This is a genomic window from Streptomyces sp. NPDC058812 (assembly GCF_042744565.1).
GTDB classification, from domain to species: Bacteria; Actinomycetota; Actinomycetes; order Streptomycetales; family Streptomycetaceae; genus Streptomyces; species Streptomyces thinghirensis.
On the sequence record NZ_JBHYOB010000030.1, the window covers coordinates 1 to 14,644 of the forward strand.

The window sequence follows — 14,644 nt, forward strand, 5'->3', positions numbered from 1 at the left end:
CAGCGGCCGCACCACCGACGCGAGCTTCTGGGCGTAGTCGTCCGCCGAGACCCCGGCTTGCACTGTGATGAGGAACGTACTGGGCTCGGCAGGCGAGAGGACCGCGGTGATCGCCAAGGACCTGCGGGTGAGTGTGCGGTCGGTGGAACGCTGGCGCCGTGCCTGGCGCGAGGGCGGCATGGAGGCCCTGCGTTCCGCGGGCCCGGCCAACTCCCCGACCGTCACTGATGCCCAGTTCGCCGTGCTCGAGGAGGAACTCGGCAAGGGCCCGTCAGCGCACGGCTTCGACGATGAGCGGTGGACGTTGGCCCGGGTCCAGACGGTGATCCGCCGGCGTCTGAAGCTGAGCCTTTCGGTGGCGACGGTGTGGCGGCTGTTGAAACGGCACGGCTGATCATGGCAGGCGCCCGCCCGCAGAGCACTCAAACGCAACAAGCACGCCGTCGAACTGTGGAAGAAGGAGGTGTGGCCGAGGGTAAAAGCCTCGCGGCGGCCCACGGGGCCTGGATCGTCTTCGAGGACGAGTCCGGATTCTCCATGACGCCGCCTCGCGCCCGCACCTGGGGCCGGCGCGGACACACCCCCGTCATCCGAGTGAGAGGCCGCTCCCGCCGCAGGACCTCGGTCGCCGCCCTGTGCTGCTACAAACCGGGCGTGAAAAGCCGTCTCATCCACCGGCCCCGCAACCACCTCCTCCTCAAAGGCGCCCGCAAGAGCTTCTCCTGGCAGGACTACCGCGACCTCCTCGTCCGTGCGCACATCCAGCTCGACGGCCCGATCGTGGTGATCTGGGACAATCTGAACACCCACCTGGCGGCCGGGCTGAAACGGTACGAGGCCGAGCACGACTGGCTCACCACCGTCCGCCTCCCGCCGTATGCACCCGACCTGAACCCCGTCGAGGCCCTCTGGTCACTGGTACGCCGGGCCATGGCCAACACCGCCTTCGGCACACCCGACGACCTCGACCGCACACTCCGCCGGGAGTTACGCAGGATCCAACTCCGGACACACCTGATCGACGGCTGCCTCACCGCCACCGGCCTGACCCTCGCACCACCGACCCCACCCTGAAAACCTCAGTACCGGTCTCTTTGCCGGTCCAGCTGTCCGTTCCCAGTGAAGCTGAGCGCTTCCCGCGCTATCTGATCGGCGAAGTGATCGGGTCCCGGTTGTTCTGATCAGCGGGACCCCGTCGACGTCTCAGCCGGTCGGTGCGCCGATGTCCTGTCCCTGCGATGTGCAGGCAGTCCCGTTCTTCCGTAGGCATGTGTGACCGTGTCCCGGTCATGTGCAGGCAAGTTCTGGAGTGTTCCGGTCTTGTGTAGGTACGGCGGTCATCCCACTTCTACGGTCGAAGTGGTTGGTCGGCGTCGTACCGGAGGCCCGGGATGGATGCAGATGAGGTGTCGGCGGAGGACATCGAGCTGGAGTACGTCAGCACAGCCGGGGTCCGCGAACGGGGGCCCTTGAGCCGGTTGTGGCCGGTGCGGTTCGAGTCGGTACGGCCCGAGCGCCGGTTGCCGGCTTTCCGAGGCCAGGGCAACTGGTGCGGCTGGTACTGGTCGGCGACCCGCGGCGGGCATGTGGGCTATGAGTCGTGGCTGGAGCGCGACCGTCTGATGCTGCTCGACTTCGATCACCCAGTTCCACCAGCGCTTCCCCACCAAGAGCCCGATTCGCGGCACCAGCCGCGTCTGGCTCACGAAAACCGTCAAGTCATCAGCCGCGGAGATCGAGTATCGGCTCGGCAACCCCGAGGGCGTGGCCACACTCATCGCCAACCGAGACGAACCTCACCTTCCTCGTCCCACTCAGCTCTGAGCGTCCCTGGTCAACGGCCCGCTCCGGGCGGTCAGTTCAGCAGGGCGGCCGTGAACATCTCGCGGCGCTCCGCCAGCCAGGTCTGCATGCGGTCCCAGCGTTCCCATCCACCGCGCTCGGCCAGCGCCTGGAGATAGACGGGGTCGCCGTCAGCCACGCGACGGGTGACGAAGGCCCGGCAGACCTCGATGGCCTGCTCGATGACGCCGAACAACTCGGCGCGGTCCCGCGGCGAAAGGCCGTAGCTGTCGGCAAGGATCCGCAGCCGCGCGGGCGCATCCAGCCCGGAGGGGTAGAAGGCGGCTGCGGATGCGGGATCGACCAGGGGCACCCAGTAGCGGGCGGTCATGGCGACGTCCCAGAGGGGACGGCCCGGAGCTGCCAGATCGAAATCGATCAGGGCAGCGGCACGGCCGTCGCGGAAGACGACGTTGTCCGGGCACACGTCGTTGTGGCACAGCATCGTTCCCCCCTCCGGGTCGGCCAGGTCCCCTGGCCACCCGGCACGGGTGTCGACCTCGACGACCGCGCTGGTCTCATGCAGGCGTCGCAGCAGACTCCCCACCGATTCCAGGGCGGTCTTCGTCATCGCCCAGTCCGCGAACGGCGGCAGAGCCACGTCTCCAGGGATGAAGGTGAGCTGTTCACGACCATCCTCGGTGAGACCGACAGGGGTCGGCGCTGCGTCGAAGCCGTGCTCTTTCAGGGCAAGGAGGTACGCATGCAAGGCGCGAGCGTTGGGCGGCGCCGGGCGCTCCACCAGCGCACCACGGCGGAAGACCGCCCCTGCGTTCACCATGCCGCCGACCAGCGCCTCGCCCTCAGCCGTCATGACGATCACGCTACCGCCACATCGACTCCACGCGGGCCGAGCCCCGAAACTCCGGCGCGAACAAGCGCCCGAGGCCGGTACAAGACCAGGATCACCCAAGCCATTCCCAAGGACACAACCCAAGAGACCCCGAGAACCCCAACCTCTCATGCACACGCCACGCGACGGACTGCCCACACATAAGCGGGACAACCTCAGCGAGCCTGTCCCAGACAAGAGGAAGCACCCCAGGTCACGACCTCGCACTACCCACACTTAACTGGGACAGGACAGCCGACGTAGGTGTGGGTGCGGGTGTACGCGGTGAAGCCCAAGGACTCGTACAGCCGCTTGGGGATGGGGTATGCGGCGTCGCCGCGCGAGTAGACGATGGCACGGTGGCCGCCGGCGTCGGCGAAGGCGTGCAGCACCGCGATGCAGGCGGCTCGGGCGAGGCCAAGGCGGCGGTGATCGGGGTGGGTGCCGACGGGTTCGAACTCACCGATTCCGTTGGTCGGGTCGTACCAGCCTTGGCAGTAGGCGACGACTTCCCCGGTGGGCGAGGTCACGATGAGGTCGTGTTCGGGCCGGTAGGGCCAGGTGTCCCTCATGCGGGCGTGTCGTTCGGTGGTGATCCGGGTCGATCCGAAGGCGGCGCGGTGTGCTGCTGCCCGGCCTGTCACGTCGGCATGGTCGCGCTGGGGGTGGATCGAGTAGCCGTCCGGCAGGTGCGGGATGTCCGGCAGGTCGGCGAGGGGGCGGCCAAGGCACGCCATGAACGGGCCGTCGTCGGTCCGTGTGTATGCGCGCTGTTCCAGTGCCTTGATCAGGTGTGGTTCGGTCTCGGTGACGTCGATGCTCAGCGGGCCGGGTGCCGTGTGTTCGGCCCAGGCGAGGACCTCGTGAGCCAGTTCCGGGTGCTCCGGGTGGACCTGGAGCATCAGGGTGTCGGGCAGTTCTAACCAGCCCCAGGCCAGGGTCTGGTCGTTGCAGGCCCAGACGGCTGTCGGGTACTGGTCGGCGCGGTCGACGGCCAGGCACCAGTTCCATGTGAGGTCGCCGATGTGGTGGTAGCCGGTTGTCGGAAAGGTGCGGGTGGCCAGGCTCTGCATGGCGCGCAGTGCTGCGGGTCCGGCGTGCTCATGTCGTTGCATGGCGCCATGCTGTCGAACGGGTTTTTGATCAAGCAACGGAGTATCGGTGCTCTGGCCCGTGGGTGCCAGTCACTCACATGAGGGGTTTGTGTCCCGTTCTTCCTGCTCAGTCCCGTCGGAACTGCACGGAGGCATACATGGGGCTGCGTGAGCTGGAGGGGTCGGCGCCGTCGCAGGTGGACGGTTTCGAGGTGGGCTGGCGGGATGACCGGGGTGAGCATCGAAGGTCGCTCGAAGATGCCGTCTCGGTTGCGTTCGAGGAAGGGCGGCCGGTGCGGGGGTTCCCGTCATACCGGGGGCAGCGGCATTTCCCGGGTTTGTACTGGTCGGCGACGACCGGCGGGCATGTGGAGTTCGAGTCCTGGTTGGAACGGGATCACGCGATGCTGCTGGACTTCGCGCCGGAGGTCACCGGGCTGCTGTCGCAGCCGTTTGGGTTGTTCTGGGAGGAAGAGCGGGGCAGGCGGGTCTCGCACGCTCCGGACTACTTCGCACGGTTCGAGGGCGGGCGGGGTCTGGTGGTGGACTGCCGGCCGCTGGACCGGATCGACGCGCGGTCGGCGGTGAAGTTCGAGGCCACGCGGAGGGCCTGCGTGAGTGCCGGGTGGGGCTACCGGGTGGTCGGCGAAGTGGACGCGGTCCGGATGGCGAACATCCGCTGGCTGGCGGGCTACAGGCATCCTCGGCACGGTGTCGCCGAAGGTGTGGTCGAACGGCTGCTGGCGCTGTTCTCGGTGCCGTCGCCGCTGGTGGGGCAGGCCTCGCTGGCAGGTGATCCGATCGCGGTGCTGCCGGTGGTCTTCCATCTGCTCTGGCAGGGGCGGCTGGGGGCGGATCTGTCACGCCCGCTGACGGATACGACGCTGGTGTCGCGGGTGGAGGGGCAGTGAGCGGGCGTCCGGGGCTGCGGGCGGCTCTGCGGGGCGGGGACCGACTGCGGCTGGATGACCGGCTGCACACGGTGGTGGGCCTGTCGGGGACGACGGTGCGGTTGATCGATGAGGCGGGCACGGCGAGCCTGGTGTTGCTGGCGCATCTGCTGGCGGCCAACGGATTCGAGTTCGTCGACCAGGGAGAGGGACCGCCCCGGATGCCCCCATTCGCGCTCTTGGACGTGGTGCCGAAACAGGAGGCGGACAGGGCCGCCGCCTGGGAACGGCATGTGACCGAGGTGGAGTTCGGCAGGCCCGTGGATACCAGGGCGGATATCGTCCCGCGCCCTGAGTACGACCCGGCAGCACGGACGCTTCAGGAGCGTGAGGCGGCGAAGGCGGCCGAGTTGAGCGCGCTGGGCTGGAAGGTCAGTGCGGTCACGGTCCGCCGGATGCGCAAGCGCTACCGCGAGCAAGGGCTCTGGGGGCTCGTGGATCACCGCAAGACCCGGTTGTCTCCCCACCCTCCGCAACATGCCCGGCACAAAGAAGATCCACCACGACCCCCTCTTCCGCTGGGCAGACCCCAAGGGACGCGCTTGGCCCGAGCACTGAAATCCCGGGACAGCCACCCGCCGACCGTCCCGCAAGATCTGAACAACCCCAGCTCAGCACACCAGCGCCTGATCAGATCCAACAGGACACCGCTACAACGCGACTCGGGCACAACCGCGCAACCACTCCCAGCGGGACATTCGAGGCCCACTCAGTCCCAACCGAAGTAAAAACCGCCAGATCAGAGCCGCAACGGCAGATCACTTCCATTGGGAACGCGGAGCGCTCGCGCGAGCGGTGCACCCAGGCCGTTTCCCCTGTCCGGTTGCATCGCGGTTCGTTTACGCAGCTTCGCTCCTTACCAGCAGGTCCGCGCCGTCGGGTGCCACCGCCACCGTGTGCCCGAGCTCGACCAGTACTCCGGTCACCGCGGCCTGCACCATCACCTGCAGACGGTCCTCGCCCGCAGGCCGGCCGCCCTGGTCCCTGGCCAGCGACGTAAAACCGTCCGACGCAGTCCACCGGACCACCGCGCCTGCCGGAATCTCGACCACCCGCAAACCCGGCCGGTCGGCCTCACCGTCCCCGAGCACCGGAAAACCCGCGCGAACGAGGGCAGACGTCACCTGTCGCACGAGTTCGATAGGCAGGTACACCACGACCCGCGCATACCCGCGACCGGTCCGACCATGCCAGGTCTGACGAGGCCGACATCCAGGAATGGCCTGCAGACTCTCATTCAACGCCGCGCAGACGGGACGACAGCAAGGTGGCCACACACTCGATCTCCCGCTCGATGGGCAGGGAGTAGTCGATCTGCCCATGCCGGGCGCCGGCCTCTTGGTACAGAGCCTGGGCCAGTCCCCGGCAGACCAGGTGCCGGTGATAGAAGTCGGTCGTCCCGGTAGGCACCCGGATCCAGAGGCGATGGCCAGGGCCCTCTTCGAGGGCACCGTTCGGGACGGGGGCATCGATCAGCACGACCTCCACCGGCCGGCCGATACGACGGGCTACAAGAGCGGCCAGGTCGTCCAGGCCCGCCTGCGGCGGTACCTCCAGCTCACGGACCACGTCCAGTGCCCACCCGAATTCGCCGCGCGCTCGCCACCTCACGCTGCAGGCCCCGTTCGATGCTGCCCCGGCTCCGCTCTCCAGCCGTCGGTGGTCTCCATGTCTCGCTCTTTCCGAGGGTGCCTTTGCGCGCAGGATCGTCTCACGACCCATGTCGGAGATGCCTAGGCTGCGAGGCAGGCCGGTACAGGTCAGCATCGGCTGTAGGTCAGGGCAGGCTGGCGGCTCTGAGGTTCGCTCCCCACCGGGCTACTGCTTCAGCGTCGCACCACTCGCACAGTGAGCTGCGGGCCCCTGCTCCGTATCGGTGGGTCGGCCGCTGGCACTTGGTGCAGGGGCCGACCTGATCACCGGGACAGGTCCGCGCCGAAGTATCAGGCTCGGTCACCGGGGGCACGGCAGTCGTCATCATCGTCCTTGTCTGGCGGGCGAGCAGCACGGGCAGCCGCCGCCTCGAACAGAATAGAACGGTCCCAGGCCGAGACACGCCAGGCGCCAGCCTCCAGAGAGAGGGAATCGGCACAGTGCGGCCTTGCTCAGCGGCTGGAGTCGGTGATGCCCGCGGCCAGCTCCCCCACCACGTCCAGCACCCCCTGCCCGAACGCGGTCGGCGCCACGAGGATCCCGAAGACCAGGACGATCAGCACGGTCAGCTTCTCGTCATTGCGGCTGCGCGCCTGGGTGCGCCGGCCCAGTCGCACCACGATGATGACCGCCAGCAGCACCGCCACATTGATCGTCAGCACAGACAACCCCCACCCCGCAGAGAACGATCCCCTGACAGGTTGTAGCCAGCACACGTTCCTGGGACGTCTGTGTCCTGCAAGGTTGGCGGCAAATACCTGCGAGATCGGCCGGATTGGCCGTCTTGCCTCCGACGGGCCCCGCTCGCGGCCGCGCTCGTGCGGCCACCGGTCCCGTGCGGCGTCGGCCTCCTGGTCGACCAGGACGACGAGGCCCGCTTCCGCGGCGGCCGCGCGGAGGTCGGCGAGGATCTCCCCGGGCATCGTGTGCGGCAGGCGCCGCATCACGGCCAGGCCGTGACCCCGGCAGAGGTCCACCCACCGCGGGCCGGCGCCCGGGAAGTCGACGGCGCGGGCGGTACGAGAGAGGTCGCCGCACACGGAGCAGGGCCGCGGCGGCATCGCCCGGACGCGGGTGAGGGTCTCCCGGCGCGCGGGCGGGGCGGGCGCCGCTTCTTAGCGTGCGGCCTCGATCCCGTGCCGGGTGGGCAGGTCGGCGGGCTCCATGGCGTCGTCTCCGTTCGCCCACCCCTGGATTGCTGCGTGACCAGCACACCATAGAATAGAACACGTGAACGATTGAGGTCCGACGCGGCTCACGCTGCTCCGCTTCCTTGAGCGCGTGCAGCTGAACGACCTGGACCGCACCCGGAAATGGATCGCCGACGAAGAACGCCGCCACGCCGAACGCCGGCGCGGCATCGAGGAGCGGCCGGCCCCCCGCCCGACTGGCTCCTGGAACGCGGCCTGAACGGGCACAGCCCGCCCGTCTACGTCCACACCGGGGACTGCTGGAACGCCGGGAAGCGCAGCAAGACCATCGCGCAGGAGCAGGCCCGCCAGGCCCTCGCCGACGGCATCAAGCCCTGCCAGCACTGCCGACCGGACAACGGGCATCCTCGACTAGGCGAGACGGCGCTTGAACAGGAACGAGAAGTACGAGGGGAAGCCGTCACGGTCCGCCATGGCCGTATGGTTCACGGGCTCCCACCCCTGCGCGCCCCAATCCGCCAGCATGCGGTTGACCTGCTCATCCCACCCAGTCGAGACGTCGAGCGTCACGAACTGAAACTCCCACTGACCGCTCATGCACCCACGTTGCCCTGTATAGGTGGGCCGCACTCGCCGGGGAGCAACCAGCGAGTGCGGGTTGAGGCATCGCTCGGGAACGGCCTCGTCGGGTTAGACCCGCTTGAGGCAACTCTGTGGCACCTGGCCTCCCGAGACAATGCGCCACAGGTGATGGCGTCCCGCTGTGTGGTGTAGGGGATCTCCGCGGTTGTGTGCGCGGGTTCCGCGCCCTGGAGTGCACCGCTTGCCTGTCAATACTCCCTGCTCAACTGGCAGGCCACCGTGCAACCTCCTTGGTGAACGGGCAGTTCGACCGAGGAGGATGCGCGGTGGCCTTGTCCCAGCATGACCTACTTCGCCTGCTTGAGTCACTACGTTCGGCAGATGGTCTTGAACTTGTCCGCGAGGTTGCCGAACGGCTGTTGCAGGAACTGATCGAGGCCGAGGCCACCGCGAAGATCGGCGCCAAGTGGGGCGAGCACTCCGACACCCGCGCGACCTGGCGCAACGGCCGCCGCGAGAAGACGGTGACCCCCCAGGCCGGCGCTCGCGATCCCGAAACTGCGGGCCGGGAGCTTCTTCCCCAGCCTGCTCGAGCGGCGGCGGCGCATCGACCAGGCCCTCTACGCGGTGATCATGGAAGCCTACGTTCACGGCGTCTCCACCCGCGCCGCTGAACCACATCCGCTTCCCCTATCTGTTCCTCGACGCCACCTACGTGAAAGCACGTGTCGACCACCGGATCGTCTCCCAGGCGATCGTCATCGCCACCGGCGTCACCCAGGACGGCGGCCGCGAAGTCGTCGGCGTCATGGTCGGCGACCACGAGAGCGAAGCCTTCTGGGCCCTGTTCCTGCGTCACCTGCGAGAACGCGGCCTGAGCGGTGTCCGCCTGGTCATCTCCGACAGCCACAGCAGCCTGGTCAAAGCCATCCACAAGGTCATGCTCGGCGCCGCCTGGCAGCGCTGCCGGGTCCACTTCGTCCGCAACGTCTTCGCCGTCATCCCGAAAGGCTCGGCGGAGGTGGTCGCCGCCACGATCCGCACCGTGTTCGCCCATCCCACCGCCGAAGCGGTCCGCAACCAGCTCGACATCGTCGCCGACATGCTCGGCCGCCAGTTCCCCAGGGTCAGAGGGATGCTGCTGGACGCGAAGGAGGATCTGACCGCGTTCGCGGACTTCCCGCACCAGCACTGGAAGAAGATCCAGTCGACGAACCCGCTCGAGCGGCTGAACCGGGAGATCAAACGCCGCACCGACGTGGTCCAGGTCTTCCCGAACCCGGAAGCCGTCCTGCGACTCGCGACCGCGGTCCTCGTCGAACTCCACGACGAATGGATCGTCTTCCCCCGCCGCTACCTCTCCAACGAGAGCATGGACGCCCTCTATCCCGACACTCCGGTCGTCCTGCCGGCCACGTCAGACGACTGATCGCTTACACCCCGCGAAGGGACATGACCGCAGCGGCTTGGTCAGGGCTCGGCCGTGTGGGGGACGTGGAGTGGGCGGAAACGGGTGTCGCAGTGTGCCTTCAGCCGGTGCTGGCTGTACGAGCTTGAACACCAGGCGGGCCGCCGCCCGTTGGGCGGCGCAGGCGGACAGGCGCGGAGGCGGCGGGGGCCGCCGGTGGCGGAGGGGAGGCGGCAAGGCGCGGGAAGAACTCGGTCGACCCCCCGGAACCCGCGCCGACATCGACCAATTCACGGCGTGCTTCATCGGCGTCGTGATCCACGGCGCTGCGCGTGGAATGTGTGGTCGCGGCGTATCAGCGCAGCGATCTTGTGGCAGGTGCCGGCGTCGAAGACCGGCCACTGGGCCTGGATGGAGTCCAGCAGGTAGTGCGTGCCGATGCTCACCACATCGATGGGGCAGTTGTCGCAGACGCCCAAGCTCGCCCGGTCGTTGATGACCGCGACAGCTGTGTGGACCGTGGTGTACACGCCGCGCGTGGCGAGGAAGGTCTGCAGGGCGGAGGCGGGCTCGCTGACCTGACGGCCCCAGCTGCGGCCTCGGCGGTCCGTCAACGCTCCCTGGCCGACGAGATTTCCGTACCGGTCATACTTTTCATAACTCCAGTAGTCGCCCTGTATGTGCACGCATACGTTGCGTCCTTTGACCTCAATCGCCCAGACACCGCCCGGTCCGACGAGGAGGTGGTCGATCTCGCCTCTGCGGTTGGTGTACCCGCGGAACAGGAGCCATTCGTCCGAAAGTTCTTGGAGCGCGTGGGTCACCGTGTCCTCGGCGAGCACTCCTGCTTCCTGCTGCGCCCGGCGGTGGAGGAGCGCCGGATCGATGACTGGTGCTTTGGCCTCCAGCTCGCGCACCTCAAAGTACTGCGTCAGCCGCTTGCCGAGCTGCCACCACCGCCGTGACGCGGCGTGCCGTGCTCGAAGGTCCGCAACAGCCGCTGAGTGCTCGGCGATGTCGCGATGGTGGTGTTCGATCGCCCCCTCGGTCTGCCGGAGTTGACGGCCGGGGTGGTCGGAAAGCACTTCGGTCAGCATCGTCGCAGTCTATGAATCCGCGAATGCGCTCGGCTACGAAAAAGCGCGATGGCGTCCCGCCGGGTGGTGTGAGGGATCAAGGCACTGGTATTCGCAGGCCGGAGGCGGGGTTGCGCCGCGCGGACGGTCTGACTCGCCTCAGCAGGGCGCATCGTGGGCCGCCGCATCCGCAGCGATCGTCAGGGGTTCAAACCGGAACGCGTAACCCTTGATCCCCTACACCACGATGCGGGGCACGACCCCACAGGTGCCCCTCGCCTCCGCACGCCCGGTAGGCCGGCCTGGTTTCGTAAGCGAGAGCGGACAACGTTTGTCGACGGTTCCGGACAGCACTTTGGCGATCAACGCCGCAGAAATGTTGACGAGAACCGACAACGCTTTGGCCGCCTGCCAGGACGTCCTTGTCAGCCATTCCGGCACGTGGGGGCTGGCATACCCGTTGCCGCTGCGAGAGGCTGACCCATCACGGGTTGATCTTCAGCACACGGAGGCTACGAGCTCATGGCAGCATCAGGGAACCAGCTCTTACCAGCAGCAGGTGCATACGAGATAGATCAGGCGGCATCAACGGTCCGCTTCGACACACGCGCCATGTTCGGGTTGCTCCCAGTCCGAGGTACCTTCGCCATCGGTCATGGCCGCATTACTGTGGCGGACCCGGCAGACGAGTCGTTGGTGCACGTCGTAATAGAGGCAGGAAGCTTCGAGTCGGGCAATCAGCAGCGTGACGACCACGTCAGGTCCTCTGACTACCTCGACGTGGCTCGGCATCCCGAGATCGGCTTCCGGAGCCAGCGTCTGGAACGATCCGGCGCTGATGTCACTTTGTACGGCGAGTTGACCGTATGTGGGGTGACTCAGCCGATCGCCGTCACACTCGGCACGGTTGCCCACGAGGGCAAGCGGATGACGGCGAGCGGCACTACCACGATCGACCGGTACGCCTTCGGCATCACCAAGGCCAAGGGCATGACGGGTCGGCATCTCAAGATCACTTTGGAAGTCGTCGCGCACTGCTGAACCGATCGTGGTGTCAAGCAGCGCACGGATCAGCGTGACCATGATGAGGTCAGCCTGCGGCTTCCTGGGCGCGGGCCGCCCTGGTGCTGGCGAGCCGGTAGGACTCCGTGCCGGTCTCGATGATGTTCCCGCCGAAGGTGAGGCGGTCGACGATGGCCGCGCAGAGCCGCGGGTCGGTGAACGTCCTGGTCCACCCGCCGAACGATTCGTTGGAGGCGATGGCGACGCTGTTCTTCTCCTCGCGTTCGGTGAGCACCTGGAACAGCAGCTCAGCGCCCCTGCGGTCCAGCTCCATGTAGCCAAGTTCGTCTATGCAGAGGAGATCGACGCGTCCGTAGCGGGCGATGGTTTTGGTGAGGATCTTTTCGTCCGCGGCTTCGACCAGCTCGTTGACCAGTTTGGTGGCGAGTGTGTAGCGGACCCGGAAGCCGGCCATGGCGGCCTCGGTGCCGAGCGCGATCAGCAGGTGGGACTTGCCCGTGCCGGAGTCGCCGATGAGGCAGAGTGACAGGCCCTTCTTGACCCATTCGCAGGTCGCCAGGGTGTGGATGACCGCGGCATCGATGTTCCCGTTGGCCTCGAAGTCGAAGGTCCGCAGCGACTTCTCCCGCGGGAACTGTGCCGCCTTGATGCGCCGTTCGGAGCGTCGCCGGGACCGGTCGTCACACTCGGCCATCAGTAGTTCGGCGAGGAAGCCGCGATAGGACATCTGGTCGCGGGCGGCGGCTTCGGCCAGGTCGGGGAACTGGGCCCGGATGGTTGGCAGTCGGAGCATGCGGCATGCCTGGTCGACGGCGGCGTCGGCGGCCTGTTCGGTCAGCCCGCGGTGGCGTTTGAGGGGCACGGCATCTCTCCCTGGATGGCTGGGTGATCGGCCGGCTGCCGTGCTCGCAGCAGCTGGTCGTAGGCCGCGACCGAGGGCGGCGGCCGGATGTCGGGCGGCAGCTGGGCCAGCCGCCGTTCGGTCAGCGAGGTCACGTTCGTCCGGTCCGGCTTGGCCGGGACAGGATCCATGACCTCGTCGGCTTCGGCTGCCTTCCGTGCCTCCAGGGCGACGGCGTCCGCGGTCAGGGCGCCGGCCCTGAGTGCGGAGGCAAGCCCGGCGACCAGGTGTTCGTGGGATACGTGGCGGCCCATCAGCAGGACCTCGATCAGGGCCCGGGTGCCGTCCCGTTCGCCGTGGGCAGCCTTCGCCGCCTGCCACCACGCGTCATGGACGGGCGTGAACTTCCCTGCGGAACGGGCCTGTTCAAGGGCGGTGGCCCCGGGAAACGCTCCGGGCTTGCGGACCAGGGCTTCCAGGTAGTGGTCCAGATCCAGCCGGGCCTGCCCCTTGGCGATCAGCCGCTCGAGGAGGGTGCTGGCTGCGGTAGACCGGGCGCATGACTCGTGGTGGTCTGACCGATGTCGACTGGGAGTTGGTCAAACCGCACCTGCCGATGGGGGCGTTCGGACCGATCCCTGACCTGCGCAGCTACTTCAACGCGGTGATGTGGCGGTTTCGTACCGGCAGCCCCTGGCGGGATGTGCCGGAGAGCTACGGCTCCTGGTCGACGGTCTACGACCGGTTCCGGATATGGGCGCGTGATGAAGTCTTCCAGACCCTTATGGACGCGATGATCGCCGAGGCGGCGGCCCGCGACGACATCAATCTCAGCCTGGTCAGCGTGGACTCGACCGTTGCCCGCGCGCATCACCACGCGGCGGGCATGGTCGTCGACCCGGAGCTCCTTCAGGATCTGGAGAAGGCCGTGGCGGAGGAAAAGGGGCTGCAGCAAAGCAACAAAGCGACCCCGTAGGCGACGGGGAGGACGGCGAGGAGGACGCCCTGCGACAGCAGCGCCGGGCGCTGCGCAGGCGTCGCAAAGCACGGCTGTGCGCCGCCGAACTGGGGCGCTCTCGGGGCGGCCTGACCAGCAAGGTCCACCTCGCGGCGGACCGACGCTGTCGGCCCCTGTCCTTTGTCCTCACTCCCGGTCAGGCCGCCGACAGCCCCCGGTTCATCCCCGTCATCAAGAAGATCAAAGTACGCGGGCCGGCCGGCCCTGGACCCGGCCGGCCGCACTCGCCGCAGACAGGGCGTACTCTTCCCGCGCCAACCGTGCCTACCTGCGCCGCCGCAAGATCCGAGCGGTGATTCCGGAGAAGACCGACCAAGCGGCCAACCGCAAGAAGAAGGGCCTCAAGGGCGGCCGCCCGGTCGGCCACGACGGCACGCTCTACAAGGACCGCAACACGGTAGAACGCTGTATCAACAAGATCAAGGAGTGGCGGGGACTGGCCACCCGCTACGACAAGACACCGGACAGCTACCTTGCCGGACTCCACCTTCGCGGAGCCATGCTGTGGATACGCAGCCTCCCGGCCACTCCGTAATCTCAACTCCTGGTCGCGCTCGACGCGTCTGCGGGTTGGCCCGTTCGGGTCCCGCCTCGGGACCCCGAGCATCGAGCCTTACCCGGGTGGCCTCACTTCCACGGGTCGGTGAAGGACCGGCCGGGCACCGGCTTGGCGATGAGCGCCACGGGGATGAAGAAGTTGACCTGGCCGATCGCGAACATCAGCGTGGCCAGCGCCTTTGCCTCATAGTGCTCGGCTGCCTGCGCATACAGCTCGTTGGATACCCTCTCGCTGTCTGCGGACGGCCGAAGCACGGCATCTACAAGTGCCAGCGCGGCACGCTCGGCACCAGTGAAGTACGGCGAGTCCTGCCAGGACGCCACCGACGTGATCCGCTCCTCCGACTCCCCGGCCTTGCGCAGGAAGCCCGTATGCAGCACGGTCAGGTAGGTGCTGCCGACGATCTGACCTGCACGCAGCTGGACGAGGCTGATCGTGGAGCGTGGTACCGAACCGTTGCCGGTGACCTTGAACAGCGCCGCCGAGACCTCCGCCAGCTCGGGAACAAGCTCAGCGGGGTCCTCGGGCATCCGCGGAACCATCGGGACCTCTGCCGTGATCGAACGCGTTTCCATCGCCGTCTCCTTCGGGCTTCGTGTTGATGTCACTGCCCTG

At 67.6% G+C, this 14,644-nt stretch carries 16 protein-coding genes and 3 pseudogenes; 9 read left to right on the forward strand and 10 right to left on the reverse strand.

Going from position 1 to position 14,644, the window contains the following annotated elements; genetic code table 11:
- Positions 1-67 precede the first annotated feature (67 nt).
- On the forward strand, positions 68-394 hold the full coding sequence (locus tag ACFW48_RS36100; protein WP_386322511.1) for a helix-turn-helix domain-containing protein: 327 nt from the start codon (positions 68-70) through the stop codon (positions 392-394).
- 71 nt (positions 395-465) lie between these two features.
- On the forward strand, positions 466-1,074 hold the full coding sequence (locus tag ACFW48_RS36105) for a transposase (protein ID WP_386322513.1): 609 nt from the start codon (positions 466-468) through the stop codon (positions 1,072-1,074).
- Between the two features lie 781 nt (positions 1,075-1,855).
- Here ACFW48_RS36105 and ACFW48_RS36110 read toward each other — a convergent pair.
- Both ACFW48_RS36110 and ACFW48_RS36115 read right to left on the reverse strand, forming a co-directional pair.
- Complete coding sequence (locus tag ACFW48_RS36110) at positions 1,856-2,656, reverse strand: aminoglycoside phosphotransferase family protein (protein ID WP_386322621.1); 801 nt, start codon at positions 2,654-2,656, stop codon at positions 1,856-1,858.
- A gap of 245 nt (positions 2,657-2,901) precedes the next feature.
- Positions 2,902-3,789, reverse strand: a complete 888-nt coding sequence (locus ACFW48_RS36115) for a GNAT family N-acetyltransferase (RefSeq protein ID WP_386322515.1) — start codon at positions 3,787-3,789, stop codon at positions 2,902-2,904.
- Between the two features lie 137 nt (positions 3,790-3,926).
- Here ACFW48_RS36115 and ACFW48_RS36120 point away from each other — a divergent pair, with 137 nt between their 5' ends.
- Together ACFW48_RS36120 and ACFW48_RS36125 are read left to right on the forward strand one after the other, a co-directional pair.
- Positions 3,927-4,679: a TnsA-like heteromeric transposase endonuclease subunit gene (locus tag ACFW48_RS36120; RefSeq protein WP_386322517.1), complete on the forward strand. Its 753-nt coding sequence runs from the start codon at positions 3,927-3,929 to the stop codon at positions 4,677-4,679.
- A complete protein-coding gene (locus tag ACFW48_RS36125; RefSeq protein ID WP_386322519.1) occupies positions 4,676-5,446 on the forward strand; it encodes a hypothetical protein in 771 nt (256 codons plus the stop codon). Before ACFW48_RS36120 ends, ACFW48_RS36125 begins: the two co-directional genes overlap by 4 nt.
- A gap of 111 nt (positions 5,447-5,557) precedes the next feature.
- On the opposite strand, the gene ACFW48_RS36130 is transcribed toward ACFW48_RS36125, so the two are convergent.
- From ACFW48_RS36130 to ACFW48_RS36140, 3 genes are all read right to left on the reverse strand, one after another.
- Entirely contained in the window at positions 5,558-5,875 is a 318-nt protein-coding gene (locus ACFW48_RS36130; RefSeq protein WP_386322520.1) for a hypothetical protein, read from the reverse strand.
- Positions 5,876-5,951: 76 nt separating this feature from the next.
- Positions 5,952-6,287, reverse strand: coding sequence for a hypothetical protein (locus ACFW48_RS36135; RefSeq protein WP_386322522.1), 336 nt, complete (start codon positions 6,285-6,287; stop codon positions 5,952-5,954).
- 536 nt (positions 6,288-6,823) lie between these two features.
- A complete protein-coding gene (locus ACFW48_RS36140; protein ID WP_386322524.1) occupies positions 6,824-7,033 on the reverse strand; it encodes a hypothetical protein in 210 nt (69 codons plus the stop codon).
- 619 nt (positions 7,034-7,652) lie between these two features.
- On the opposite strand from ACFW48_RS36140, the gene ACFW48_RS36145 reads away from it, so the two are divergent.
- Both ACFW48_RS36145 and ACFW48_RS36150 read left to right on the forward strand, forming a co-directional pair.
- Positions 7,653-7,781, forward strand: coding sequence for a hypothetical protein (locus tag ACFW48_RS36145; protein WP_386322633.1), 129 nt, complete (start codon positions 7,653-7,655; stop codon positions 7,779-7,781).
- Positions 7,778-7,861: pseudogene (locus ACFW48_RS36150) on the forward strand (DUF6233 domain-containing protein); the annotation flags it as partial. The gene ACFW48_RS36145 and the pseudogene ACFW48_RS36150, both read left to right, overlap by 4 nt.
- Positions 7,862-7,933: 72 nt before the next feature.
- Here ACFW48_RS36150 and ACFW48_RS36155 read toward each other — a convergent pair.
- Positions 7,934-8,119: a hypothetical protein gene (locus ACFW48_RS36155; RefSeq protein WP_386322635.1), complete on the reverse strand. Its 186-nt coding sequence runs from the start codon at positions 8,117-8,119 to the stop codon at positions 7,934-7,936.
- A gap of 317 nt (positions 8,120-8,436) precedes the next feature.
- On the opposite strand from ACFW48_RS36155, the pseudogene ACFW48_RS36160 reads away from it, so the two are divergent.
- Positions 8,437-9,533: pseudogene (locus tag ACFW48_RS36160) on the forward strand (IS256 family transposase).
- Between the two features lie 281 nt (positions 9,534-9,814).
- Here ACFW48_RS36160 and ACFW48_RS36165 read toward each other — a convergent pair.
- Positions 9,815-10,609, reverse strand: a complete 795-nt coding sequence (locus ACFW48_RS36165) for a nuclease-related domain-containing protein (protein WP_386322526.1) — start codon at positions 10,607-10,609, stop codon at positions 9,815-9,817.
- A 591-nt stretch (positions 10,610-11,200) separates the two neighbouring features.
- On the opposite strand from ACFW48_RS36165, the gene ACFW48_RS36170 reads away from it, so the two are divergent.
- A complete protein-coding gene (locus ACFW48_RS36170; RefSeq protein WP_386322623.1) occupies positions 11,201-11,629 on the forward strand; it encodes a YceI family protein in 429 nt (142 codons plus the stop codon).
- 49 nt (positions 11,630-11,678) lie between these two features.
- On the opposite strand, the gene istB is transcribed toward ACFW48_RS36170, so the two are convergent.
- Entirely contained in the window at positions 11,679-12,473 is a 795-nt protein-coding gene (gene istB, locus ACFW48_RS36175) for an IS21-like element helper ATPase IstB (protein WP_386322528.1), read from the reverse strand.
- Complete coding sequence (locus ACFW48_RS36180) at positions 12,446-12,766, reverse strand: hypothetical protein (protein WP_386322529.1); 321 nt, start codon at positions 12,764-12,766, stop codon at positions 12,446-12,448. The genes istB and ACFW48_RS36180 overlap by 28 nt, the downstream gene beginning before the upstream one ends.
- A 245-nt stretch (positions 12,767-13,011) precedes the next feature.
- Here ACFW48_RS36180 and ACFW48_RS36185 point away from each other — a divergent pair.
- Positions 13,012-14,005, forward strand: a pseudogene (locus tag ACFW48_RS36185) (IS5 family transposase).
- 92 nt (positions 14,006-14,097) lie between these two features.
- Here the strand turns inward: ACFW48_RS36185 and ACFW48_RS36190 are convergent.
- Positions 14,098-14,604 carry a carboxymuconolactone decarboxylase family protein gene (locus tag ACFW48_RS36190; RefSeq protein ID WP_386322530.1) on the reverse strand — a complete coding sequence of 169 codons (507 nt, stop codon included), beginning with the start codon at positions 14,602-14,604 and terminating at the stop codon, positions 14,098-14,100.
- Positions 14,605-14,644 lie beyond the last annotated feature (40 nt).

Excerpts from the sequence above, each read along its gene's own strand:
- ACFW48_RS36100 (WP_386322511.1), top strand. The coding sequence starts at position 68 with ATGAGGAACGTACTGGGCTCGGCAGGCGAGAGGACCGCGGTGATCGCC.
- ACFW48_RS36110 (WP_386322621.1), bottom strand. The coding sequence starts at position 2,656 with ATGACGGCTGAGGGCGAGGCGCTGGTCGGCGGCATGGTGAACGCAGGG.
- ACFW48_RS36115 (WP_386322515.1), bottom strand. The coding sequence starts at position 3,789 with ATGCAACGACATGAGCACGCCGGACCCGCAGCACTGCGCGCCATGCAG.
- ACFW48_RS36120 (WP_386322517.1), top strand. The coding sequence starts at position 3,927 with ATGGGGCTGCGTGAGCTGGAGGGGTCGGCGCCGTCGCAGGTGGACGGT.
- ACFW48_RS36155 (WP_386322635.1), bottom strand. The coding sequence starts at position 8,119 with ATGAGCGGTCAGTGGGAGTTTCAGTTCGTGACGCTCGACGTCTCGACT.
- ACFW48_RS36165 (WP_386322526.1), bottom strand. The coding sequence starts at position 10,609 with ATGCTGACCGAAGTGCTTTCCGACCACCCCGGCCGTCAACTCCGGCAG.
- ACFW48_RS36170 (WP_386322623.1), top strand. The coding sequence starts at position 11,201 with ATGTTCGGGTTGCTCCCAGTCCGAGGTACCTTCGCCATCGGTCATGGC.
- ACFW48_RS36180 (WP_386322529.1), bottom strand. The coding sequence starts at position 12,766 with ATGGGCCGCCACGTATCCCACGAACACCTGGTCGCCGGGCTTGCCTCC.
- ACFW48_RS36190 (WP_386322530.1), bottom strand. The coding sequence starts at position 14,604 with ATGGAAACGCGTTCGATCACGGCAGAGGTCCCGATGGTTCCGCGGATG.